Below are 23,472 nucleotides of genomic sequence, written 5' to 3'. Positions count from 1 at the left end.
GAAGTGCGGTAACGCATGCAGGTGACCGGTACTAATAGGCCGAGGACTTACCAACAAAGAAGCTACGCGTCCACTGTGCGGTATCTGAAACAACACACAGATACTCAGAAGCACCACAACATCTTTCGGGGTGGAGTGAGTTGCTCTCTGTGTACAGTTTCATAGAGTTACGGCGGCTATAGCGGTGGGGAAACGCCCGGTCCCATTCCGAACCCGGAAGCTAAGGCCACCTGCGCCGATGGTACTGCACTCGACAGGGTGTGGGAGAGTAGGACACCGCCGGAACATCCTTCGCGAAAGGGGACCCACTTGCTGGGTCCCCTTTCGGCGTTTTACGACCCGGTGCCGCTTGGCGGCTCAGCGGTGCGTGATTGAATTTGTGGTGGTGGGAAACAGAACGTCCCGCCGACCGTCACGCGCGCCAGCGCCGCGGCCGGGTACCGCAGGCAAACTATAGAGAGGGACCACCGTGGCGGAGCACAACGACGGCCGCAAACCTTTCCGCCGTAGCGGCGGATCCGATCGTCCGGAAGGCGGCTTCAACCGCGGTGGTCGCGATAACGCGGGCCGCGGTGACGGTGAGCGCGGCGGCTACAACCGAGATTCCGGCGGCAGCCGTGGCGGTTCCGGTGGCGGCCGTACCGGCGACAACCGTGGCGGCGGTTTCAACCGCGGCTCCGATAATCGTGGCGGCGATAACCGCGGCGGTGGCGAGCGCGGTGGATTCAACCGTTCCGGCGAGGGCCGGGACAACGATCGTGGCGGATTCCGCCGCGACAATGACAGCAATTCCGGTGGTCGCGGCGGTTTCAACCGTGACAGCGATAACCGAGGCGGCTACAACCGCGGTGGCGGTGACAGCCGGGGCGGATTCAATCGTGGCGAGGGCCGCGATAACGACCGTGGTGGATTCCGTGGCGGCGAGCGTCGTGAAGGCGATCGCGGCGGGTTCAATCGCGGGAACGAAAGCCGTGGCGGTGAGCGCGGCGGTTTCAACCGGGGCTCCGACAACCGTGGTGGCGATAGTCGCGGTGGCGAGCGTCGTGACAACGATCGTGGCGGCTTCAATCGTGGCGGTGACAGCCGCGGTGGTGGCTTCAATCGCGGTGGGGACAGTCGTGGCGATAGCCGTGGCGGGTTCAACCGCGACAACCGTGATGGCGAGCGCGGTGGATTCAACCGCGATCGCGACAATCGTGGCGGCGATAGCCGCGGTGGTGGTTTCAACCGTGGTTCGGATAACCGTGGCGGTGACAGCCGGGGCGGGTTCAATCGCGGCGGCGACAGCCGTGGCGGCGAGCGCGGTGGGTTCAACCGCGATCGGGACAATTCCAGCCGTGGTGGAGACAACCGTGGCGATAGCCGTGGTGGCTTCAATCGCGATAACCGCGGTGGCGACCGCGACGATCGTAAGAGCTTCGGGCGCAGCAACTTCGGTGATCGCGGCAATTCCGGTGGCGGATTCAATCGTGATCGCGCTGATCGTCCCGATCGCGGTGATCGCCCGGATCGGGATCGTTCGGAGCGGTTCGGCAAGTCCGAGCGGTTCGAGAAGCCGGAGCGTTCGCCCCGTGCCGAGGGCGCGGAGAAGCCGGAGCGGTTCGAGCGCTCCGAGCGTCCGGAGCGGGCCGAGCGGTCGTATCCCGGTGGGGATTCGGACCGTCGCCGCGGCGGCGAGGGTGCGCGCGGTCCCGGTGCCCGGGGCGGCGAGCGTCGTGAGGGTCGCCCGGATGAGCCGGAGTTGCCCGATGACGTGCAGGCCGCCGATCTCGATCCGGCCGTGCGCCGCGATCTGCTGAGCCTGGACAAGAGCAATGCGGAATCCGTTGCGCGGCACCTGATCATGGTCGCCCAGCTGCTGGACGAGGATCCCGAGCTGGCGCTGGCGCACGCTCGTGCCGCGCGGCAGCGGGCCGGCCGGATCGCCGTCGTGCGCGAAACCGCCGGTGTCGCGGCCTATCACGCGGGTGAGTGGGCCGAGGCGCTGTCCGAGCTGCGCACCGCGCGCCGCATGTCCGGTGGTTCGGGACTGCTCGCGGTCATGGCCGACTGTGAGCGCGGTCTGGGTCGTCCCGAGCGGGCCATCGAATTGGGCCGCAGTGACGAGGCCCGCCTGCTCAAGGGCGACGAGGCCACCGAACTCCGCATCGTGGTGGCCGGTGCCCGCATGGATCTGGGTCAGTACGACCAGGCCGTGGTCACCCTGCAGACGCCCGAATTGGATCCGTCGCGTACCGGTTCGGCTTCGGCGCGGCTGTTCTACGCCTACGCCGAGGCGCTGCTGGCCGCCGGTCGTCGTGAGGAATCGCTGACCTGGTTCATGAACGCAGCCTCCGCCGACGCCGAGGGTGAGACCGACGCCGAGGACCGTGCCGCGGATCTGGCCGAGGGCGGTTCGGGCAATAGCTGGACCGCGAACGCCGTCGCCGTGGATGCCGAGGACGACTCCGAGGACGAGCCGGACTGGACCGCCCAGGTCGAGGACGGCACCGAGGACGACGAAGACGCCGACGACGAAGATGATGAAGACGTCGACGACGAAGATGAAGATGATGAAGACGTCGACGACGCGGACGATGCCGATGATGTCGACGATGACAAGGCCCCGGCGGACAAGGCCGGATCCACGAAGCCGGAAGCCGCGAAGTCCACTGTGAAATCCGAGGATTCGCCCGCGGCCTACGACGACGAGCAGTAACGGTTCGAACCAGGTGACCGCGGTAGCCGATGCGAATCAGCCGCCGCGCGAAGGCAGGCTGTGACATCGGCCTAGTAGGCTGGCCGTCCCCGAACGGGGGCGGCCGACCTGTAGGCCGGGAACTTTGGGAGAGGGCGGCGATATGCGGCTTCGGGATCGATTCGGCGCACTGCTACTGGATCTGGACGGCACCCTGTATCGCGGACCGGAGGTGATTCCGGGTGCGCCGGAAGCGCTTTCGGTCGCGGGTGACCAGCAGTTGGTCTATGTGACCAACAATGCCAGCCGCTCGGCCCCCGTGGTGGCCGAGCATCTGCGCGAATTGGGTTATCGCGCGGCCGAAGACGAGGTCGTCACCAGCGCGCAGGCCGCCGCCCATATGCTCGCGAACCGGCTGGAGCCCGGCTCGACGGTGCTGGTCGTCGGCACCGATGATCTGGTGGCCGAAGTGAATGCCGTTGGCCTGGAACCGATCCGCCGTTTCAACGGCGTCGCTCCGGCCGCGGTCGTCCAGGGTCATTCGCCGCAGACCGCCTGGGCGGATCTGGCCGAGGCCGCCTACGCTTTGCGCGCCGGTGCGCTCTGGGTCGCCTCGAACACCGATGCGACCCTCCCGAACGAACGCGGTCTCGCACCCGGTAACGGTTCCATGGTCGCGGCCCTGCGCACCGCCTCGGCCCGGGAACCGCTCGTGGCGGGCAAACCGTATGCGCCCCTGCTGGAAGACGCGCTGGTGCGCGCCGGAACCCGCAACGCCCTGGTGGTCGGCGACCGCCTCGACACCGATATCGACGGCGCGCACTGCGTCGGCCTGGAATCGTTCATGGTCCTGACCGGTGTGAGCACCCTCGAGGATCTGCGCACCCAGCCGATCGAGCACCTGCCCACCTATATCGCGGAAACCCTTGACGCCCTGAATCATCCGATCGCCGATACCGCCCCGGTCATCCCGGGTGACGGTGATATCGCCGAGGTGATCGCGGCCCTGCTCGCGAAGTTCCCCGGCCGCGCGATCGCGATCTCCGCACCGCCCGCCGCGCAGGACTGACGCTCCCTATCGAGACCCGAAGGCTCAGTTGGGCTTTCGGGCCTCGAACAGGGTCCGTGCCGAATACGCCTCGAACGGCCCCTGGGTCGTGATCTGCTCGTGCAGATCGCGCAGCCGATCCTTGTACTGCGCCACGGTGAATCCCGGCACCATCCAGATCACCTTGCGCAGGAAGTACACCACCGCGCCGATATCGTTGAACCGCATGGGAAGTCGTTCGGTGCGCGCCTGCACGATCTCCAGTCCGGCGGCGCGCGCCCCGGCGGCCTCGATCTCCGGATCGCGCCCCTTGCGCGCCTCGGGCTGCGGTCCCAGGAAGTATTCGACGATCTCGAAGACACTGGCGGGCCCCACGTGCTGTGCGAAGTACACCCCGCCCGGTTCCAGCACCCGTGCGATCTCCTCCCACCAGATGGTGGCCGGATGCCTGCTCGTCACCAGATCGAACGCCTCGTCCGCGAACGGCAGCGGCGGTTCATCGGGATCGGCGACCACGACCGCCCCGCGCGGATGCAGCAGTCGAGTCGCCTTGGCGAGATTCGGCGGCCAGGATTCGGTGGCGACCATGGTGCGCGGGAAATGCTCCGCCTCGGCCAGTACCTCCCCGCCGCCGGTCTGAATATCCAGTGCCGCCCGCGCGGTGGTGAGCCGCTGCGCCTGCTGCCGCTGATACCCCCAGGACGGCCGTTCCTCGGTGGCGCGCCCGGCCAGCCAGGAGAAATCCCAGCCGGCGACGGAGACCGAATCAGCCTCCGCGATCAATTCCTCGAAGTTGCGGTCCATTTGCCCGATTCTGCCAGTCGAGTCCACCGATTTTCCGTACCCGCGCACCCGCCGGGGCCGATCGGACACACCGGATGAACCTCGTGGGCTGGATACTGTTCGAATGCGAGTTCGGGTAGCGTTGACGCCACGATGAGTATGCCCACGTCTAATCCGCAGCAGCCCGCGCCGGGTCCCCGTCCGGGGATGCCGCTGCCGGGCCAGCATATGGCGGGTGCGAATCAGGAATTCGCCGATCCGGTGCGGGTGCGCACGGAAGTGGACGCGCTGCTGGCCGAATTGTCGGCGGGGGCGCGGGATTCGGCGTCCGACGGCACGGATCTGGTGCGGCGCGCCAGAATTCTGGAGCAGGCGCACGATGTGCTGGTGCACGCACTCGCAACGGTGGACAAGATCTGAGGTGGCCAGGCGCGCACGGGTGGACGCGGAATTGGTTCGCCGCGGATTGGCGCGATCGCGGGAACACGCGGTCGAGCTGATCAGCGCGGGCCGCGTCCTGATCAATGGAAGTGTGGCCACCAAACCGGCGACGGGGGTGGAGACCGCTGCCGCGTTGCTGGTGCGGGATGAGCCCGATGAGGTGCAGTGGGCCTCGCGCGGCGCGCACAAGTTGCTCGGTGCGCTCGCGGCGTTCGAGGCCGAGGGCGTCTCGGTCGACGGTAAACGCTGCCTGGACGCGGGTGCCTCCACCGGCGGTTTCACCGATGTGCTGCTGTCCAAGGGCGCGAAGGAAGTCGTGGCCGCGGATGTCGGCTACGGCCAATTGATTTGGCGGCTGCAGAACGACGACCGGGTGAAAGTGCACGACCGCACCAATGTTCGCGCGCTGACCCCCGAACTCATCGGTGGCACAGTCGATGTGGTGGTCGCGGATCTGTCGTTCATCTCACTCGCGCTGGTGCTGCCCGCGCTGGCGGCCTGCTGTGCGCCCGGGGCGGATCTGCTGCCCATGGTGAAGCCGCAGTTCGAGGTCGGCAAGGATCGGCTCGGATCCGGTGGCGTGGTACGGGATCCGGCGCTGCGCGCGGAGACGGTGCGCGAGGTGGCGGCCGCCGCGGCGAAGCTGGGCCTGCGCACCCGGGGTGTGACGGCGAGTCCGCTGCCGGGTCCGTCCGGAAATGTCGAGTACTTCCTGTGGTTGCGTAAGGAGGCGGCGGAATCGGCCGCCGCGCAGGAAGACACCGCGAAGTCCGATGGCGTTCGCGCTGTCGATGACAGCTTGTCGGTGCCGGGCGATACGGTGTCCGCTGCGAGCTCTGTCCCCGCCGCATACAGTGCGGAGGAACAGGCTCGGGTGGCGGCATTGATCGATCGGGCGGTTCAGGAGGGACCACAGTGAATTCGCGGGGCGCCGCACGGGAGATCCTGCTGGTCGCGCATCCGGGGCGGTCCGAGATCACCGAGACCGCGCATCGGGTGGCCAAGATTTTCGCCGAGGCCGGCATCTGCCTGCGGGTGCTGGAGGACGAGGCCTACAGCACGCGTTTCGATCTCGACGATGCCGCTGCCGCGGACGGGTATCCGGTGCGCGTCATGGCGCACGGCCCGGACGCGGCGGTCGGCTGTGAGATGGTGCTGGCGCTAGGCGGTGACGGCACCTTCCTGCGTGCCGCCGAACTGGCCCGGGACGCGTCGGTGCCGGTGCTGGGAATCAACCTGGGCCGCATCGGTTTTCTCACCGAGGCCGAGGCGGAACACCTCGATGAGGCGCTATCGCAGGTCGTGCGCGGTGACTACACGCTCGAAACGCGGATGACCATCGATGTCCGGGTGCGCGTCGACGATGAGATCGTCGAAAGCGGCTGGGCGCTGAACGAGGCCAGTATCGAAAACGCCGCGCGCATGGGCGTTCTCGAAGTGGTGCTGGAGGTGGACGGGCGACCGGTCTCTTCCTTCGGCTGCGATGGTGTGCTGATCGCCACGCCTACCGGTTCGACCGCATACGCCTTCTCGGCGGGCGGTCCGGTGGTGTGGCCCGAACTCGAAGCGCTGCTGGTGATTCCGAGTAATGCGCACGCCCTGTTCGCGCGGCCCCTGGTCACCAGCCCGGAGTCCCGCATAGCGGTGGAAACCGTTGCGACGGGCCATGATGCAATAGTTTTCCTGGACGGCCGACGCACCCTCGCACTGCCGCGGGGCGGCCGGGTCGAGGCGGTCCGCGGGGCCGAGCCGGTGCGCTGGGTGCGTTTGGATTCCGCACCCTTCGCAGACCGGATGGTGCGCAAGTTCCAGTTACCCGTGACAGGCTGGCGAGGCCGACGGACGGAGAGCACGAGTGCTGACAGAGATCAGGATTGACGGGCTGGGCGTAATTTCCACCGCCACCGCGCAATTCCATGAAGGTTTGACCGTTTTGACCGGTGAGACCGGTGCGGGCAAGACCATGGTGGTCACGAGCCTGCACCTGCTCAGCGGCGCGCGCGCCGATGCGGGCCGGGTGCGGCTCGGCGCGTCGCGCGCGCTGGTGGAGGGGCGCTTCACCGTGGACGCAGTCCACGAGGGCGCGGTCTCCGAGGTCAAGGAGGTGATGGAAGCCTCCGGCGCCGAACACGATGACGACGGCAGCGTGATCGCCGTGCGCACCGTCGGCAGCGACGGCCGCTCGCGCGCGCATCTGGGCGGGCGCAGTGTGCCCGCATCGGTGCTGTCCGATTTCACGACACCGCTGCTCACCGTGCACGGCCAGAACGATCAGCTGCGCCTGCAGCGCCCGGATCAGCAGCTGCACGCACTGGATCAGTTCGCCGGTGACGGTGTGTCGGCGCTGCTGACCAAATATCAGAAGGTGCGCAAGAACTGGCTCGAGGCGCGCAATCAGCTACTCGAACGCACCGCGCGCAGTCGCGAATTGGCCCTCGAGGCCGATCATCTCACCCAGTCGCTGAACGAAATCGACGCCATCGCACCGGAACCCGGTGAGGATGAGCGCCTGGTCGCCGAGGTGCGCAGGCTCTCGGATCTGGATTCGCTGCGCGAGGCCGCCTCCGCCGCGCATGACGCGCTCGCCGGTCCCGCCGACACCCCGGGCGAGGGTTCGGGTGCGCTGGAGCTGCTCGGCGGTGCGCGTGCCCGCCTCGATACGGCCGAGGATCCCGCGCTGACCGCGCTGGCTCCCCGTCTGGGCGAAGCGATTTCGGTGGTGGTGGATCTGGCCACCGAACTCAGCTCCTATCTGTCGGATCTGCCGTCCGATCCGGGCGCACTGGATTCCATGCTCACCCGCCAGGCCGAATTGAAGTCGCTCACCAGGAAATACGCGCCCGATATCGACGGGGTCATCGCGTGGGCGGATCAGTCCCGCACCCGCCTGGAATCCCTGGACGTCTCGGAGGAGGCGCTCGCGGCGCTGGCCGCCGAGGTCGAGACCGCGGCGGAGAAGGTGCGCGAGGCCGCGCGCAAACTCACGGTCGCCCGTTCCAAGGCGGCGGGCAAGCTCGCCAGCGCCGTCAGCACCGAACTCGGCGGTCTGGCCATGGGCCGCGCCAAGCTCGAGGTCGGCGTGCGGCCGATGCCCGCGGGGGTGCAGGATTCCGCACCGCTGCTGGTCGACGGTCAGGAACTGCACGCCGGATCGACAGGTGTGGACGAGGTGGAATTCCGGCTCGCCGCGCATTCGGGCGCACAGCCGCTGCCCTTGAGCCGCAGCGCTTCCGGTGGTGAGCTCTCGCGCATCATGCTGGCGCTGGAAGTGGTGCTGGCCAGTTCCGAACACGGCACCACCATGGTTTTCGACGAGGTCGACGCCGGTGTCGGTGGTCGCGCCGCGGTCGAGATCGGCCGCCGCCTGGCCCGATTGGCGCGCACCCACCAGGTCATCGTGGTCACCCACCTCGCCCAGGTCGCGGCCTTCGCCGACACCCACCTGGTGGTCGACAAGGTCGATGACGGCAAGGGCGTGAAATCCGGCGTCCGCGCCCTGACCCGCGATGAACGCGTAGTCGAACTGGCCCGCATGCTCGCCGGTCTCGACGACACCGAAACCGGCCGCGCGCACGCGTGGGAATTGCTCACCACGGCCGACGCCGAAAAGGTCACCGCCGCAAGCTGAGTCGAAGCAAGACCTGAACTCCGGTCCGGCGGAGCACCCCTCGTGCTCCGCCGGATCTTTGTGTTCAATCGGGCTGGGTGTTCAATCGGTGTGGCGGCCTTCGGCTTCGGCGAGTGCCTGGCGCACGAGGGCTTGAGCGGACCATGCCATCAGATCGACGGCGGCCTCGGGCGACAGACCACAGGTGTCACGGGTGCTGACGATGGCCTCCACGCCGAAGACGATGGCTATGGCATTGGCCAGCCGATCCAGGTGTTCGGGCGTGAGCCGGTCCGATAGTGGTTCCAGTGCGGTGCGGGTCATCTGGAGTCGGGTGATTCCCCTTATCGGAACCCGTTCGGACTCCGGCATATCCGCTTGTTCGAACCAGCGATCGAGGGTGGCGCGTAATACGTTGCGCCACAGAGCCTCATCGGCGAGTTGTATCTGCGAGGTGGAACGCACCACCGTTTCCACCCGTTCCTCCGCGGTGCCGGTGAGTTCGTCCACGATTCCCGTGAAGTCGTCACGCCGGGTGCGTTGCTGGGTCGCCAGATCAGCCCAGAGCGATTGCGGATTCGGAAAGTACCGGTAGGCCGTGGCGGGGGAGACCCGCGCGGCGTCGGCCACCTCGGCGATGGAGGGTTGCCTGCCCTCCTTGGCGAGTGTGATGGCGGCGTCCAGCAGTGCCTGTCGAGTTCGCTGCTTCTGGTTGTGCCGTCCTGTCGTGAGAAATTTCTCTTGACGTGAGAAGCTCATCTCATGATGATAGCAGAGTCTCACAAAACAGGAGGGAACAGTCATGACGCGGGATGAGATGGACGCACTCTTCGCCAGACATGCGGCCGGGGAGGCGAGCAAGAATGTCGACGCGATCCTGGACACGCTCACTGCTGACGCCGAACACGATGTGGTCGGCGATCCAGGCGGGATATTGCGTGATCACACCGCCATTCGGCAGCGCTACGACGGTCTGCTGGCGGCACTCGACGAGGACAAGTTCGAGACACTGCACCGGTACTACGGTGACGATTTCCTGGTCGACGAATCCCATTGGTACGGCCGGGTTCCCGGGGTCTTCCTGGGGATTCCCGGCGGGAATCGGCCGGTGGACTTCCGCATTCTGCACGTCTGCGAATTCCGCGACGGTCGGATGAGCCGGGAGAACATCTGGCTCGATGTCGCGGCCATCATGCAGCAGCTCGCGCCCGCCTGACAGTTTCGAACCTTCAAGTCCTACAGAAAGATTCGACCATGATGCCAATCAGCCGTCTCGCCGCCGCCGCACTCTGCGCCGGTGCTCTCGTGACCGGGGCCGCGGCCACCGCGACCGCCGGCCCGCTCGATTCCGGCAGCGCCCAGGTGGCCCAGCCGAACCAGAATTCGCTGGGCCCGTTCGAAAGCCTGGCCGAATGCCTGGGCCGCGGTAATCGCGGTATGGACAACGGTGAATGGAACGACTACGACTGCGTCGGTTCCTACGGTTCGTACTACATCCAGCCGAAGTAGTTCCGGCCGAACGGTTTTCGGAACGAGAACGGCCCGCGGAGAGAACTCCGCGGGCCGTTCGCCGTATGCGTGTGACCTACTTGACGGCCTTGCGGACGCCGCCGAGGAAGACGTTGATCAGGCTCTTGAGACCGGCTTCGAGCACCTTGGCGGGCACGGGCAGGCTCGGGTCCGACTCCATCGTGTAGACCACGCGGGTGCCGCCGGGGGCGTCGGCGAAGGTGATGGTGCCGACGTGCCGCTTGACCGGCGCGCCCTTCACGACCCGGTAGACCATGCGCTCGCCGGGAACCAGTTCGGTGGTCTCCTCGGTGATGCCGAGTCCGGCGAGTCCGAGCAGGTACTGGGCGCCGACGCCGGACGGGCTGCCGATGCCCGGCTTCTTGAGCGAAATCTGAATCGGCAGATAGGAGCTGAGGGCATCGCGATCAGCGAAGAGCTGGTAGACGCGGTCGCGCGAAGCGGGCAGGACAGTATCAACGGTGGTGCTGGCCATAACGGTGGGTCTCCTCTCGAACCGTTGTCCGGAGCATATACTTACCGGCTGGTAAGGACACAGTCCGACTGAGACAATCCCTTCGCGGACCGGCGCGCCTCCACCAATGGTTGAGGGTTTGCGGTAATGATCGATCGTTATGAAGATGCTGGCCCTGCTGTCGCGTAATACCGAATCGCTGCCCGGTATCACCGGGATGGCCCGGGTCGACCGCAATACCAGGCGTCTGCTGCAACGCATCGGACCCGGTGACGTGGCCGTTCTGGACGAAATGGACCTGGATCGGCTGACCGCCGACCGGCTCGTCGAGGCGGGTGTCGCGGCGGTGGTCAACGCCTCGCCGTCCATCTCCGGCCGCTATCCCAATCTGGGCCCGGAAGTACTGGTGGCCAATGGGATTCTGCTCATCGACGCGCTCAGCAACGATGTCTTCACCAAGATCAAGGATGGCGCCAGGGTCCGCATCGACGGCAGCGTCATCTTCGCCGACAAGGTGGTGAAGAAGGAACCCGAGGCGCTCATCGAGGGCATCGAACTCACTGAAACCTCGATCGCCGAACGCATGATCGAGGCCCGCAACGGTCTGGCCGATCATCTGGAAGCGTTCGCGGGCAACACCATCGAGTTCATTCGCACCGAGAGCTCACTGCTCATCGACGGCATCGGGGTGCCCGAGGTCGCGCTGGACATGAAGAAGCGTCACGTCGTGGTGGTGGGCGACGGACCCGATCACGCCGAGGATCTCAAGCGCATCAAACCGTTCATCAAGGAGTACGCGCCGGTGCTCATCGGCGTCGGGCGCGGTGCGGATACCTTGACCCGCAATGGATATCGCCCCGATCTGATCGTCGGCGATCCGGAGGAGATCACCGCCACCACGCTCAAATGCGGGGCCGAGGTGATCCTGCCCGCCGATACCGACGGGCACGCAAAGGGTTTGGAGCGCATCCAGGATCTGGGCATCGGCGCGACCACCTTCCCGTCCTCCGGTGCGGCCGCCGATCTGGCGCTGCTACTGGCCGATCATCACGGTGCGAGCCTGATCGTCACCGCCGGTGCGGCCGTCTCCCTCGACGAGTTCTTCGATCGCGGCCGCCGCGATTCCAACCCGGCCACCTTCCTGACCCGGTTGAAGATCGGCACCAAACTGATGGACGCGAAAGCCGTTGCGGCGCTGTACCGGCACCGCGGTTCGGGCTGGGCCGTCGCCCTGGTGGTGCTGGCCGCGCTGGTCGCGTTGATCGTCGCGCTACTGGCCACGCATATGGGCACCGAGGTCACCGATTGGATCGCCGACACCTGGCATCGCGGCGCGCACTGGATGCAGGCCCAGCTCGATCGCCACCTGAAATAGGGGACCCATGATTTCCTTTCGGCACCACGCGGTTTCGATCGCGGCCGTCTTTCTGGCGCTCGCGCTCGGCGTGGTGCTCGGCACCCGCACGCACAGCGACGGATTCTTTCCCGGCTCCGCGGACAAACAGCGGGTCGACGCGCTGACCGCCGAGAACACCAGGCTCGCAGAGCAATTGAAGGCGGCCGACGATTTCCTCACCGGGTCGGCGGCCAAGGTGCTCGCGGGCAGCCTCGGCAGTAAGTCCGTGCTGGTCTTCACCACCCCCGACGCCGATAACGCCGATGCGGACGCGGTCACCAATTCGCTGACCGCCGCCGGAGCCACGGTCACCGGCCGGGTCGCGCTCACCGGTGCGTTCACCGATTCCGCCGAGGGCGATCGGCTGCGCACCGCGCTCACCAATGTCGTTCCGGCGGGCGCGAAATTGCAGATCGACGCCGCCGATCAGGGCAGCCTCGGCGGGGATCTGCTCGGCCAGGTGCTACTCACCGATCCGGTGAGCAATCAGCCGCGCGGCACCGAACAGGAACGCGGACTCGCGCTGGAGACCTTGCGCGGCGGCGGCTTCCTCGCTTTCGGTGAGGTGCATCCCGCACAGCTGGCCGTGGTGGTCACCGGCGACGGCGCGCGCGCCGGGGAGAACAATCGCGGCACCATCATCGCCAGGTTCGCCGGTGGTTTGCGGGCGCATAGCGCGGGCGTGGTGCTCGCGGGTCGCCACGGTGCCGCCGAAGGCCCCGGACCGATCGCCGTTGCCCGCGATGAAGCCCCCTTGGCGACCATCACCACCGTCGACAATGTGGATCACGCCATCGGCCGCCTCACCACCGTGCTCGGCCTCACCGAGCAGCTGAACGGTGGTACCGGGCGATACGGCACCGGTGCCAGGGCGACCTCGCTCACAGTCGCCGCCATGCCGCGCTGACCGATTCGCGAGCAGCGCGGGCGATATCGGCGCTACCACCGGGCAAGCGGGCGGGAACGGGACCGGACGGCGCGCGTGGCATTCGATCGGCATCCGCAAGACGTGTTACCGTGAAGTCCCGTGGGTCAATCACGGATTCCGGCGCGCGCGGCCACGAAACACATCTTCGTCAGCGGTGGCGTTGCCTCTTCACTCGGTAAGGGTCTGACCGCCTCCAGCCTCGGTCAGCTGCTTACGTCACGCGGTCTGCGCGTGACGATGCAGAAGTTGGATCCGTACCTGAACGTCGATCCCGGCACCATGAACCCTTTCCAGCACGGTGAGGTGTTCGTGACCGAGGACGGCGCGGAGACGGACCTCGACGTGGGTCATTACGAACGCTTCCTCGATCGCGATCTGTCGCAGGACGCGAATGTCACCACGGGGCAGATCTATTCGACCGTCATCGCCAAGGAGCGGCGCGGCGAATACCTCGGTGACACGGTGCAGGTCATCCCGCACATCACCGATGAGATCAAGAATCGCATTCTGGCCATGGCCGGACCCGACCTGCACGGTCAGGTTCCGGACGTGGTCATCACCGAAATCGGCGGCACGGTCGGCGATATCGAATCGCAGCCGTTCCTCGAGGCGGCCCGGCAGATCCGGCACGATGTGGGCCGGGACAACTGCTTCTTCCTGCACGTTTCGCTGGTGCCCTACCTGGGTCCCTCGGGCGAGCTGAAGACCAAGCCGACCCAGCATTCGGTGGCGGCGCTGCGCAATATCGGTATCCAGCCCGATGCGCTGATCCTGCGTTGCGACCGCGAGGTGCCGCAGCCGCTCAAGAACAAGATCGCGCTCATGTGCGATGTCGAGGTGGACGCCTGCATTTCCACCCCGGACGCGCCGTCGATCTACGACATCCCCAAGGTGCTGCACCGCGAGGGCCTGGACGCGTACGTGGTGCGCCGTCTCGGGCTGCCGTTCCGCGATGTGGACTGGACCGTATGGGGCGGGCTGCTGGATCGGGTGCACAACCCGCGCGAGCAGGTCACCGTGGCGCTGGTCGGCAAGTACGTCGATCTGCCGGACGCGTACCTCTCGGTCACCGAGGCATTGCGGGCGGGCGGGTTCGCCTCCAAGGCCAAGGTGAACATCCGCTGGGTGCAGTCCGATGAGTGCGAGACCCCGGCCGGTGCGCAATCGCATCTGGCCGATGTCGACGCGGTGCTCATTCCGGGCGGTTTCGGCATCCGCGGTATCGAGGGCAAGGTGGGTGCGATCAATTACGCGCGCACCCACGGCATTCCGACCCTCGGCCTGTGCCTGGGCATGCAGTGCATGGTGATCGAGGCGGCGCGGTCGGTCGGTCTGACCGATGCCAACTCGACCGAGTTCGAGCCCGATGTGAAGTACCCGGTCATCTCGACCATGGCCGATCAGCAGCAGGCCGTGGCCGGTGAGGCCGATCTGGGCGGCACCATGCGACTCGGTGCGTACCCGGCGGTACTCGAGGCCGGTTCGGTTGTCGCGCAGGCGTACGGTGCCACCGAGGTGTCCGAGCGGCACCGGCATCGTTACGAGGTGAACAACTCCTTCCGCGACAAGATCGCCAAGAGCGGACTGAAGTTCAGCGGCACCTCGCCGGACGGCAACCTGGTGGAGTTCGTGGAGCTACCCGCGGACAAGCATCCGTTCTTCGTCGCCACGCAGGCGCATCCGGAACTCAAGTCCCGGCCGACGCGCCCGCATCCGCTGTTCGCGGCGCTCATCGCGGCTGCGCTGGATTACAAGCTCGCCGAACAGCTTCCGGTGGATATGCCGGAAGCCGCCGAGGGCGAGAAAGTGACCAGCTGACGTTCGCACGTCGAAATACGGCCCGGCGGAGCGGGTTCCCGATGGTGGGAACCCATATCCGCCGGGCCGTCGGCGTTTCGCGGTCCGATCGACAGATAAGGTTGCCCAATGGCTGAATCCGCGCCCGGAACACATGAATTCGATACCGTCTCGAGCCGCACCGTGTACTCGGGGGCGATCCTGGCGCTGCGGCTGGATCAGGTCGTCATGCCCGGCGGGAAGGTCGCCGAACGCGAGGTGATCGAACACCACGCCGCGGTCGCCGTCGCGGCGGTGGACGAGGACGACAATGTGGTGCTGATCAACCAGTATCGGCATCCGGTCGGACGGCGGCTGCTGGAATTGCCCGCCGGACTGCTGGACAAGCAGGGCGAGGATCCCCTCGAAGCCGCCAAGCGTGAGCTGGCCGAGGAAACCGGGCTGGCCGCCCGGGAATGGTCGGTGCTGGTCGATATCGCGCTCTCGCCCGGGTTCACCGATGAGGCGCTGCGCATCTACCTCGCCTCCGGCCTCTACGAAACCGACCGCCCCGAACCCGAATTGGAAGAGGCGGACATCCAGCTCCTGCGCGTTCCGCTCGCCGAAGCCGTCCGCGCCGCTCTCGCCGGTGAGATCACCAATGCCACCGCGGTAGCGGGCGTGACAGCCCTGATGACCGCCCGCGCCACCGGAGCCGAACTCCGCCCCGCCGACGCCCCCTGGCCGGGCCTGCCCACCGCCTTCCTGGAACGCAAAGCGGCCCAGAGCTAATCGCCCGCGGCAAGCCGCCCGTTCTTCCCGGCGGACCCGGCCCGTGTTCGCGCGCCTCATGACGGAGGCCCGCGCGCCGGGCCGCGCCGGATTTGTCGTGGTGCGGCTGACTGTCGGTACCTGCTGCCATGATGTCTGCGTGCTGAGCCGCGAGATCGACGCCTACCTCGACCATTTGACGGTCGAGCGGGGTGCGGCGCGCAATACGCTGTCCGCGTATCGCCGGGATCTGGTGCGGTATCGGGGTTTTCTCGAGGGGCGCGGAATCGACACCCTGGCGCGGGTTTCCGAGCACGATATCGCCGATTTCATGGTGTCCATGCGCTCGGGCGACGCCGATCATCCGGCGCTGGCGGCCAGTTCGGCCTCGCGGGCGCTGGTGGCGGTGCGCGGACTGCACCGATTCTCCGCGGCCGAGGGCATTATCGAGGCGGATGTGGCGCATCCGGTCAAACCGCCCTCGCCCGCGCGGCGATTACCCAAAGCGCTGCCGTACGACCAGATTTCGCGCCTGCTCGACGCCACCGGCGGGGAGAGCGCCGACGCCCCGCGCGGCCTGCGCGATCGCGCGCTGCTGGAATTGCTCTACTCCACCGGCGCGCGCATCTCGGAGATGGTCGGCCTGGATGTCGACGATATCGATGCCGCCGAACGCGCGGTGCTGTTGCGCGGCAAGGGCGGTAAGCAGCGCGTGGTCCCCATCGGCCGGCCCGCGCTGGCCGCCGTCGACAACTACCTGGTCCGGGGCCGTCCCGCGCTCGCGGTGCGCGGCAAAGGCAATCCGGCGCTGTTCCTGAATCATCGCGGCGGCCGACTATCGCGCCAAACCGCTTGGCAGATACTGCATTCCGCCGCCGAGCGGGCCGGTATCGCCGCCCACGTCTCCCCGCATACGCTGCGCCATTCCTTCGCCACCCATCTGCTGGACGGTGGCGCGGATGTTCGCGTCGTCCAGGAGCTCCTGGGCCACGCCTCGGTGACCACCACCCAGATCTACACCCTGGTCACCGTCGGCACGCTGCACGAGGTCTGGGCCACCGCCCATCCGCGCGCCCGCTAGGCCGTCCTGGCGCGTCCCTGACGCGTGTTCCCGCGAATCATGGACACCGGTATGCCCGGCCGTGACGAATCGGCGGTGGGCACGGCATGCTTCATCGCATGTTTTCACCCCGTTCGGCTCGGATTCGGGCGTAACCCTGCCGATGCCGGTGTCTGGCTTCAGAATGGGTCAATCCCGAAGGGCTACAACGGGAAAGCGGCCCCGACCAGCGTCAGCGCAGGACTGGACGGCTTTTTCCCTGTCTGAAGTGCAGGTTTAGGGTGCGTGTCCGAACGTGGGTACGGGAGCGACAGACGGTAGCGTCTGTTAGATACCGGACCGCACACGCGGCCGGGCGCGCCGCCCAACAGCATTTCGGGCGGGGCGGGGCAAGGGCAGGAACGTCGAAGGAGCAGCGGACGTGACGAAAGCCGGTGGTGCGGGCCAGCGGATCGAAACCGCCGCGCAAACCCTGTGGGAGGCGCCGGATGTCGCCAGTAGCGCGGAACTCGGTCCGACCGGACGTCCTTTGCGTGAGATCGCGGAGCCGCCCGCACCCGATCACACCGGGGACGCGCTGATTGTCGCCATGTGCAATCAGAAGGGCGGGGTGGGCAAGACCACCTCCACCATCAATCTCGGTGCGGCACTGGCCGAGTACGGCCGCAAGGTGCTGCTGGTGGATCTGGATCCGCAGGGCGCGCTCTCGGCCGGATTGGGTGTGGCGCACCATGATCTGGATCAGACCGTGCACAATCTGCTGGTCGGTCCGGGCAAGGTCACCGTCGATCAGGTGCTGATGAACACCAAGGTCGAGAATATGGACCTGCTGCCAAGCAATATCGATCTGTCGGCGGCGGAGATCCAGCTCGTCAACGAGGTCGGCCGCGAGCACACGCTCGGGCGCGCGCTCGCGCCGCTGCGCAGCCGCTACGACTACATCCTCATCGACTGCCAGCCGTCCCTGGGCCTGCTCACCGTGAACGCGCTGGCCTGCGCGGACGGTGTGATCATTCCGATGGAATGCGAATACTTTTCGCTACGCGGGCTCGCATTGCTCAATGACACGGTGGAGAAGGTGCGGGACCGGTTGAATCCGGAGCTGGCGCTGTACGGCATCGTTGTCACCATGTTCGATGCCCGCCTCCTGCACTCTCGGCAGGTGATGACGCGTGTGGTCGAGGTCTTCGGCGACCTGGTCTACGACACGGTGATCTCACGTACCGTGCGCTTCCCCGACGCCAGCGTCGCGGGTGAGCCGATCACCACCTGGGCGCCCAAATCCGGTGGCGCGGAAGCGTATCGGGCCATGGCGCGGGAAGTCATCCTCCGGTCGGGCCGTTGAGCGATGCGTTCGAACCCGCGTCCGCACCCGACCCGGTGGACGTGAGTACACCGCTGCCCGAGGGTTCCGATGCCGTGAGTGGTGTCATCGCGGATATCGTCGCGCCCGAAACACCGCCGGAATCGGTCAATTCAGACAAGAAGACCGGATTTCACCTCCAGCTGAGCAACTTCCAGGGTCCGTTCGATCTGCTGCTGCAGCTGATCAGCTCGCGCCGCCTCGATGTCACCGAGGTCGCCCTGCACAAGGTGACGGACGAATTCATCGCCTACACCAAGGCTTTGACCGCCAGCATGTCCACCGAACAGGGCTTGCGCGCGGACAAGATCCTGGATCAGACCACCGAATTCCTGGTCGTCGCGGCCACCCTGCTCGATCTCAAGGCCGCGCGCCTGCTGCCCTCGGGCGAGGTCTCCGATGAGGAAGACCTGGAATTGCTCTCGGCCCGCGACCTGCTGTTCGCCCGCCTGCTGCAGTACCGCGCCTTCAAACAGGTCGCGGAGTTGCTGGGCGAGCTGGAGGCGGCTGCGCTCCAACGCTATCCGCGCGCGGTCTCGCTGGAAGAGCGCTACCTGGAGTTGTTGCCGGACGTTACGCTGGGAGTCGATGCCGCGGGTTTCGCGGAGGTCGCCGCGGCCGCGTTCCGCCCCCGCCCGATCCCCACAGTGGGCCTGGACCATCTGCACAACCACTCCATCTCGGTGGCCGAACAGGCCGCCCTGGTACTGGAAATGCTCAAGGCCCGCGGCATAGGCGGCTGGACCACCTTCGCGGAGATCTGCCACGACTGCGAGGTAGCGGTGCAAATCGTCGCCCGCTTCCTGGCCCTGCTGGAGCTCTACCGCGGCAAAACGATCGAGTTCGATCAGTCCGATCCACTCGGCCCGCTCTCGGTGAGCTACGTGGGCGAGCCGGGCGACCGACCCGAACCGGTAACCATCGAGGAGGATTACGGGTGACCGAGGCAGTGCGGAACCTGGAGGACGCGACCCCGGAGCCGGGTGGTGAGAGCGACGTCCTAGGTGACATTGCCCACGACACCGGGGAGCCGGGGCAGACGAGTCTCGAATTCGGGGATGAGGTGGATCCGCTCGACTCGGAAACGTTGGACGAGGTCGAGTTCCGGGGGGCGCTGGAGGCGATGTTGCTGGTGGTGGACGCGCCGGCGCCGGTGGATTCGCTGGCGAACGCGGTGAACGCGACCGCGTTGCGGGTGGAGACGGCGCTGCGCGATATGTCGGCCGAATTGTCCGATCGGCGCAGTGGTATGGATCTCAGGTTCGTGGGGGATGGGTGGCGTTACTACACGCGGCAGGAATTCGCGCCCTACGTGGAACGTATGCTGTTGGACGGCGCACGTTCGAAGCTCACTCGCGCTGCCTTGGAAACCCTGGCGGTGATCGCCTATCGTCAACCGGTTACCCGGGCCCGTGTGAGTGCGGTGCGCGGCGTGAATATCGACGGCGTGATCAGGACCCTGCTGGCGCGGGGGCTGGTCGCGGAGGCCGGAACGGACCCGGAGACCAACGGCACTTTGTACGTCACGACCGAACTGTTCCTGGAACGGATCGGACTCGCGTCCCTGGCGGATTTGCCGCCGTTGGCGCCGCTGCTCCCGGGCGTCGACCTGATCGACGAGATCAACGAGAGCCTGGATACGGACCCACGGTTCACCAGGCTGAAAAAACCAGCCGAGGCGAATATCGACCTCGGCACCGAGGATTGAAATAGGACAACGTGAATACTCCCGCTCGCCGAGATGGCACACCGGACCGTAGTAAACGTAATTTCGAATCGCCCCGGGGCGGTTCGCAGGCCGCCCGAGGCCGGACCGACAGGTCCGCGTCATCGCGTGACGGCGATTCATATGGCAATTCGCGCGGTGGTTCGCCGCGCGGCGGATCACGCGGAGACTCGCAGTCGTACGGCGGCTCGTCTCGCGGATCCTATGAGGGCTCGCGCGGCGATTCGCGCGGTGGTTCCGGCTACGGCGGGTCGCGCGGCGACTCCCGCGGTGGTTCGGGTTCGTACGGCGGCGGTTCGCGCGGGGACTCCCGCGGCGGCTCCGGTTCGTACGGTGGCGGCGCACGCGGTGATTCGCGCGGCGGTTCGGGTTCGTACGGTGGCGCACGCGGTGATTCGCGCGGCGGTTCCGGTTATGCCGGTTCGCGCGGCGATTCCCGTGGTGGATCCCGCGGTGGCAGTGGCTCGTACGGTGATTCGCGCGGTTCCGGTTCGTACGGTTCGCGTGGCGATTCCCGCGGTGGTTCGGGTTCGTACGACTCGCGTGGTGGATCCCGCAGTGGCGGTGGATCTTTCGGTGATTCGCGCGGCGCGGCTCCGTCCGCCCGCGGTGGTTCGGCTCCCCGCGGCGGTGCCCCGCGCACCGGTGATTCGCGAGGTGCGCAGGGCCGCACCGGTTTCGGCGCCGATCGCACCGGTTTCGGTCAGGATCGCAATGCCTCGCGCGGTCGCATCGGCGGCGGTCGTCCGCTCGCGCCGAGCACCTCTCCCACGCCGAAGAAGAAGGTGCATCGCCCGTCGCCCGCACTGCCGGTGATGTTGAGCAATGCCAAGCCCGCGCGGCATCAGCATGTCGAGGACGAGAATCGCGAGACCCGCAAGAAGCTCCCGTGGGGCGAGGGTGAACGCCTGCAGAAGGTGCTCGCCAAGGCCGGTGTCGCCTCGCGGCGCGTGGCCGAGGACATGATCGAGGCCGGTCGTATCGAGGTCGACGGTCGCATCGTGACCGAGCAGGGCCTGCGCATCGATCCGGAGAACGCGGTCGTTCGTGTCGATGGTGTGCGTGTCGTGGTCCGCGATGAGCAGGTGTATCTGGCCCTGAACAAGCCCAAGGGCTGGCAGTCCACCATGTCCGATGAGATGGGCCGCCCGTGCGTCGGCGATATCGTGGCCGAGCGAATCGCGGCCGGGCAGCGCCTGTTCCACGTCGGCCGTCTGGACGCCGATACCGAGGGTCTGCTGCTGCTCACCAATGACGGCGATCTGGCGCACCGCCTGATGCACCCCTCGTACGAGGTGTCCAAGACCTACCTGGCCACGGTCAACGGTGAGGTCAATCAGCGCAATGTCGCCAAGCTGCTGCGTGACGGCGTCGAGTTGGAGGACGGTCCGGCCAAGGCCGACAAGTTCCAGGTGCTCGAGGTCGGCCAGGGCAAATCGCTGGTGAAGATCGTGCTGCACGAGGGCCGCAAGCATATTGTGCGCCGCCTGCTGGCCGAGGTCGGCCATCCGGTGACCGCGCTGGTGCGCACCCATGTGGGCCCGGTGGCGCTGGGCGATCAGCGCCCGGGAGCGCTGCGTGTTCTTGGTCGTGACGAAATCGGGAAGCTCTACGAGGCGGTGTCGTTGTGAACGGTGTGGGAACTGTGAAAGATCGGCTCAGCGGACTCACCGGCGTCGCGCCGCTGGTCGTGGCCATGGACGGCCCGTCCGGCACCGGCAAGTCGAGTGTGTCGCGCAAGCTGGCGACCCGGCTCGAGGCCCGGTATCTCGATACCGGTGCCATGTATCGGGTGGCGACGCTGCGCGTGCTGCGCAGCGGTGTCGATCTCGATGACGCCGATGCGATCGTGGCGGCGGTCAAGGAATTGCCGTTGACCATCGGCACCGATCCGAGTCGCGAGGTGATTCTGCTCGACGGTGAGGATGTGTCGGCGGAGATCCGCGGCAATGCGGTGACCAAGGCCGTTTCCGCGGTGTCGGCGGTGTCCGAGGTGCGCGATCAGCTGGTGGCGCTGCAGCGGGAGATCGCTGCCGCCGCGGGCCGAATCGTGGTGGAGGGCCGTGATATCGGCACCGTCGTGCTGACCGACGCCGATGTGAAGATCTATTTGACCGCGTCCGCCGAGGCCCGCGCCTCGCGCCGCAATGTGCAGAACATCGCGGAGGGTCGCGGTGATGATTTCGAGGCGGTGCTGGCCGATGTGCAGCGCCGCGACAATCTCGATTCCACCCGCAAGGTGTCGCCGCTGCGTCCGGCCGAGGACGCGGTGCTGGTCGACACCAGCGAGCTGAATATGGACGAGGTTATCGACGAGCTGTACCGCGTTGTCGGACAGCAGATTTCGGCAGGAGGCGCGCAGTGACGCAGGACACCTTCGCCGGTGATGGCATCTGGTCGGATGAAGCCGATTGGGATATCGCCGAATTCGAGGGCGAGCAGGACGCCGAGCATGTGCCCATGCCGACGCTGGCCATCGTCGGCCGGCCGAACGTGGGTAAATCCACGCTGGTGAACCGTATTCTGGGTCGCCGCGAAGCGGTGGTCGAGGATGTCCCGGGCGTTACCCGCGACCGTATCTCGTACGAGGCCACCTGGGCCGGACGCCGTTTCCTGGTGCAGGACACCGGCGGCTGGGAGCCCGATGCCAAGGGTCTGCAGCAGTCGGTGGCCCGGCAGGCCGAGGTCGCCATGCAGACCGCGGACGCCATCGTGGTCGTGGTGGACGCCGTGGTCGGCGCGACCGCGACCGATGAAGCGGTGGCAAAGGTGTTGCGCCGCTCCAAGACCCCGGTGATCCTGGTCGCCAACAAGGTCGACAATCAGAAGCTCGAGGCCGACGCCGCCGCACTGTGGTCGCTGGGTCTCGGTGAGCCCAAACTGGTTTCGGCCGCGCACGGTCGCGGTACCGGTGATCTGCTGGACGATATTCTGGCGGTGCTGCCCGAAACCCCGCGTGAGGGCAGTGGTTTGCAGGGCGGCCCGCGTCGTGTTGCGCTGGTCGGCAAGCCGAATGTCGGCAAATCATCGCTGATCAACAAGCTGTCGGGCGTGGAGCGCTCGGTGGTGCACGATGTCGCGGGCACCACCGTGGACCCGGTCGATTCGCTGGTCGAATTGGGCGGTAAGCCTTGGCGTTTCGTCGATACCGCGGGTTTGCGCCGCAAGGTCGCCAATGCCAGCGGCACCGAGTTCTACGCCTCGCTGCGCACCCGGTCGGCGATCGAGTCCGCCGAGGTGGCGGTCATGCTGATCGATGCCTCGCAGCCGGTCACCGAACAGGATCTGCGGGTGATCTCCATGGTGGCCGAAACCGGTCGCGCACTGGTGATCGCCTACAACAAGTGGGATCTGGTCGATGAGGATCGCCGCGAGCAGCTCGAGCGGGAGATCGACCGCGAGATGGTGCAGGTGCGCTGGGCGCAGCGGGTGAATATCTCCGCGCATACCGGTCGCGCGGTGCAGAAGCTGGTTCCGGCGATGGAGACCGCGCTGGAATCGTGGGATAAGCGCATTTCCACCGGCCGCCTGAACAATTGGCTCAAGGAGGTCGTGGCCGCGACTCCGCCGCCGATGCGTGGCGGGCGTTTGCCGCGCGTCATGTTCGCGACCCAGGCGTCCACCCGGCCGCCGACGTTCGTGCTCTTCACCACGGGCTTCCTCGAGGCCGGTTACCGCCGGTTCCTGGAGCGCAAACTGCGTGAGGAGTTCGGCTTCGACGGTTCGCCGGTGCAGGTGAACGTGCGCGTGCGCGAGAAGCGCGAGCGCAAGAAGTAATTCGCGAGCGATAGTTCGCCCCGACAGGCCCCCGGTTACCGACCGGGGGCCTGTCGTATGCCGAGGCGTTGGGCGTTGGGGTCGATGCGCCCGCCCACTTCGCGTACCCGGTGTACGGTTCCAGGGAATCTGTAG

At 66.9% G+C, this 23,472-nt stretch carries 20 protein-coding genes, 1 rRNA gene and 2 pseudogenes; 20 read left to right on the top strand and 3 right to left on the bottom strand.

Annotated elements, in window-relative coordinates:
- Positions 1-168 precede the first annotated feature (168 nt).
- The 3 genes and pseudogenes from rrf to ACFC4D_RS04995 all read left to right on the top strand — a co-directional run bounded on the left by rrf (position 169) and on the right by ACFC4D_RS04995 (position 3,746).
- Positions 169-285 (top strand): 5S ribosomal RNA (gene rrf / locus ACFC4D_RS05005).
- Between the two features lie 1,345 nt (positions 286-1,630).
- Positions 1,631-2,383 (top strand): annotated as a pseudogene (locus tag ACFC4D_RS05000) (hypothetical protein); the annotation flags it as partial.
- Positions 2,384-2,840: 457 nt separating this feature from the next.
- On the top strand, positions 2,841-3,746 hold the full coding sequence (locus tag ACFC4D_RS04995; protein WP_375966510.1) for an HAD-IIA family hydrolase: 906 nt from the start codon (positions 2,841-2,843) through the stop codon (positions 3,744-3,746).
- 24 nt (positions 3,747-3,770) lie between these two features.
- Here ACFC4D_RS04995 and ACFC4D_RS04990 read toward each other — a convergent pair whose 3' ends face one another.
- The gene (locus tag ACFC4D_RS04990) at positions 3,771-4,529 is read right to left on the bottom strand and encodes a class I SAM-dependent methyltransferase (protein ID WP_376061865.1); all 759 of its coding nucleotides are present in this window, start codon (positions 4,527-4,529) and stop codon (positions 3,771-3,773) included.
- A 132-nt stretch (positions 4,530-4,661) separates the two neighbouring features.
- Between ACFC4D_RS04990 and ACFC4D_RS04985 the strand changes: the two genes are divergently transcribed.
- From ACFC4D_RS04985 to recN, 4 genes are read left to right on the top strand one after another with little or no spacing between them, the layout of a single operon-like run.
- Positions 4,662-4,928, top strand: coding sequence for a hypothetical protein (locus tag ACFC4D_RS04985; RefSeq protein WP_375966513.1), 267 nt, complete (start codon positions 4,662-4,664; stop codon positions 4,926-4,928).
- Position 4,929: 1 nt separating this feature from the next.
- Positions 4,930-5,868, top strand: a complete 939-nt coding sequence (locus ACFC4D_RS04980) for a TlyA family RNA methyltransferase (RefSeq protein WP_364632890.1) — start codon at positions 4,930-4,932, stop codon at positions 5,866-5,868.
- Entirely contained in the window at positions 5,832-6,827 is a 996-nt protein-coding gene (locus ACFC4D_RS04975) for an NAD kinase (protein WP_376061899.1), read from the top strand. Before ACFC4D_RS04980 ends, ACFC4D_RS04975 begins: the two co-directional genes overlap by 37 nt.
- Positions 6,805-8,577 carry a DNA repair protein RecN gene (gene recN, locus ACFC4D_RS04970; RefSeq protein ID WP_375966516.1) on the top strand — a complete coding sequence of 591 codons (1,773 nt, stop codon included), beginning with the start codon at positions 6,805-6,807 and terminating at the stop codon, positions 8,575-8,577. Before ACFC4D_RS04975 ends, recN begins: the two co-directional genes overlap by 23 nt.
- Before the next feature lie 81 nt (positions 8,578-8,658).
- Here the strand turns inward: recN and ACFC4D_RS04965 are convergent, their stop codons facing one another.
- On the bottom strand, positions 8,659-9,315 hold the full coding sequence (locus ACFC4D_RS04965; protein WP_375966518.1) for a TetR/AcrR family transcriptional regulator: 657 nt from the start codon (positions 9,313-9,315) through the stop codon (positions 8,659-8,661).
- A 43-nt stretch (positions 9,316-9,358) separates the two neighbouring features.
- Between ACFC4D_RS04965 and ACFC4D_RS04960 the strand changes: the two genes are divergently transcribed.
- Both ACFC4D_RS04960 and ACFC4D_RS04955 read left to right on the top strand, forming a co-directional pair.
- Positions 9,359-9,772: an ester cyclase gene (locus ACFC4D_RS04960; RefSeq protein ID WP_364632896.1), complete on the top strand. Its 414-nt coding sequence runs from the start codon at positions 9,359-9,361 to the stop codon at positions 9,770-9,772.
- A gap of 38 nt (positions 9,773-9,810) precedes the next feature.
- Positions 9,811-10,065 carry a hypothetical protein gene (locus ACFC4D_RS04955; protein ID WP_375966519.1) on the top strand — a complete coding sequence of 85 codons (255 nt, stop codon included), beginning with the start codon at positions 9,811-9,813 and terminating at the stop codon, positions 10,063-10,065.
- A 76-nt stretch (positions 10,066-10,141) separates the two neighbouring features.
- Here ACFC4D_RS04955 and ACFC4D_RS04950 read toward each other — a convergent pair whose 3' ends face one another.
- Complete coding sequence (locus tag ACFC4D_RS04950) at positions 10,142-10,561, bottom strand: SRPBCC family protein (RefSeq protein WP_375966520.1); 420 nt, start codon at positions 10,559-10,561, stop codon at positions 10,142-10,144.
- Positions 10,562-10,700: 139 nt separating this feature from the next.
- Between ACFC4D_RS04950 and steA the strand changes: the two genes are divergently transcribed.
- The 11 genes and pseudogenes from steA (at position 10,701) to der (ending at position 23,337) form a co-directional block, all read left to right on the top strand.
- Positions 10,701-11,915 (top strand): putative cytokinetic ring protein SteA, encoded by a 1,215-nt coding sequence (steA, locus tag ACFC4D_RS04945; RefSeq protein WP_375966521.1) that lies wholly within the window; start codon positions 10,701-10,703, stop codon positions 11,913-11,915.
- Positions 11,916-11,922: 7 nt separating this feature from the next.
- The gene (locus ACFC4D_RS04940) at positions 11,923-12,843 is read left to right on the top strand and encodes a copper transporter (RefSeq protein WP_375966522.1); all 921 of its coding nucleotides are present in this window, start codon (positions 11,923-11,925) and stop codon (positions 12,841-12,843) included.
- Between the two features lie 120 nt (positions 12,844-12,963).
- Positions 12,964-14,682 (top strand): CTP synthase, encoded by a 1,719-nt coding sequence (locus tag ACFC4D_RS04935; protein ID WP_364632905.1) that lies wholly within the window; start codon positions 12,964-12,966, stop codon positions 14,680-14,682.
- 108 nt (positions 14,683-14,790) lie between these two features.
- Positions 14,791-15,432 carry an NUDIX domain-containing protein gene (locus ACFC4D_RS04930; RefSeq protein WP_375966526.1) on the top strand — a complete coding sequence of 214 codons (642 nt, stop codon included), beginning with the start codon at positions 14,791-14,793 and terminating at the stop codon, positions 15,430-15,432.
- Positions 15,433-15,571: 139 nt separating this feature from the next.
- Complete coding sequence (gene xerD, locus ACFC4D_RS04925; RefSeq protein ID WP_364632909.1) at positions 15,572-16,492, top strand: site-specific tyrosine recombinase XerD; 921 nt, start codon at positions 15,572-15,574, stop codon at positions 16,490-16,492.
- Between the two features lie 430 nt (positions 16,493-16,922).
- Positions 16,923-17,816 carry a ParA family protein gene (locus tag ACFC4D_RS04920; protein WP_364635915.1) on the top strand — a complete coding sequence of 298 codons (894 nt, stop codon included), beginning with the start codon at positions 16,923-16,925 and terminating at the stop codon, positions 17,814-17,816.
- A gap of 53 nt (positions 17,817-17,869) precedes the next feature.
- Entirely contained in the window at positions 17,870-18,775 is a 906-nt protein-coding gene (locus ACFC4D_RS04915) for a segregation and condensation protein A (RefSeq protein ID WP_376061898.1), read from the top strand.
- Positions 18,772-19,542 (top strand): SMC-Scp complex subunit ScpB, encoded by a 771-nt coding sequence (gene scpB, locus ACFC4D_RS04910; RefSeq protein ID WP_376061864.1) that lies wholly within the window; start codon positions 18,772-18,774, stop codon positions 19,540-19,542. Before ACFC4D_RS04915 ends, scpB begins: the two co-directional genes overlap by 4 nt.
- 758 nt (positions 19,543-20,300) lie before the next feature.
- Positions 20,301-21,191, top strand: a pseudogene (locus tag ACFC4D_RS04905) (pseudouridine synthase); the annotation flags it as partial.
- 65 nt (positions 21,192-21,256) lie between these two features.
- Positions 21,257-21,925, top strand: coding sequence for a (d)CMP kinase (gene cmk, locus ACFC4D_RS04900; protein WP_375967137.1), 669 nt, complete (start codon positions 21,257-21,259; stop codon positions 21,923-21,925).
- A complete protein-coding gene (gene der, locus ACFC4D_RS04895; RefSeq protein ID WP_376061863.1) occupies positions 21,922-23,337 on the top strand; it encodes a ribosome biogenesis GTPase Der in 1,416 nt (471 codons plus the stop codon). The genes cmk and der overlap by 4 nt, the downstream gene beginning before the upstream one ends.
- The last annotated feature ends 135 nt before the right edge of the window (positions 23,338-23,472 follow it).

The sequence above is a fragment of the Nocardia sp. NPDC056000 genome (assembly GCF_042269265.1).
Lineage (GTDB): Bacteria > Actinomycetota > Actinomycetes > Mycobacteriales > Mycobacteriaceae > Nocardia.
This window is presented reverse-complemented; position numbering and strand designations above follow the sequence as displayed.

Excerpts from the sequence above, each read along its gene's own strand:
- ACFC4D_RS04995 (WP_375966510.1), top strand. The coding sequence starts at position 2,841 with ATGCGGCTTCGGGATCGATTCGGCGCACTGCTACTGGATCTGGACGGC.
- ACFC4D_RS04990 (WP_376061865.1), bottom strand. The coding sequence starts at position 4,529 with ATGGACCGCAACTTCGAGGAATTGATCGCGGAGGCTGATTCGGTCTCC.
- ACFC4D_RS04985 (WP_375966513.1), top strand. The coding sequence starts at position 4,662 with ATGAGTATGCCCACGTCTAATCCGCAGCAGCCCGCGCCGGGTCCCCGT.
- ACFC4D_RS04965 (WP_375966518.1), bottom strand. The coding sequence starts at position 9,315 with ATGAGCTTCTCACGTCAAGAGAAATTTCTCACGACAGGACGGCACAAC.
- ACFC4D_RS04960 (WP_364632896.1), top strand. The coding sequence starts at position 9,359 with ATGACGCGGGATGAGATGGACGCACTCTTCGCCAGACATGCGGCCGGG.
- ACFC4D_RS04955 (WP_375966519.1), top strand. The coding sequence starts at position 9,811 with ATGATGCCAATCAGCCGTCTCGCCGCCGCCGCACTCTGCGCCGGTGCT.
- ACFC4D_RS04950 (WP_375966520.1), bottom strand. The coding sequence starts at position 10,561 with ATGGCCAGCACCACCGTTGATACTGTCCTGCCCGCTTCGCGCGACCGC.
- steA (WP_375966521.1), top strand. The coding sequence starts at position 10,701 with ATGAAGATGCTGGCCCTGCTGTCGCGTAATACCGAATCGCTGCCCGGT.
- ACFC4D_RS04940 (WP_375966522.1), top strand. The coding sequence starts at position 11,923 with ATGATTTCCTTTCGGCACCACGCGGTTTCGATCGCGGCCGTCTTTCTG.
- ACFC4D_RS04930 (WP_375966526.1), top strand. The coding sequence starts at position 14,791 with ATGGCTGAATCCGCGCCCGGAACACATGAATTCGATACCGTCTCGAGC.
- cmk (WP_375967137.1), top strand. The coding sequence starts at position 21,257 with ATGGACGGCCCGTCCGGCACCGGCAAGTCGAGTGTGTCGCGCAAGCTG.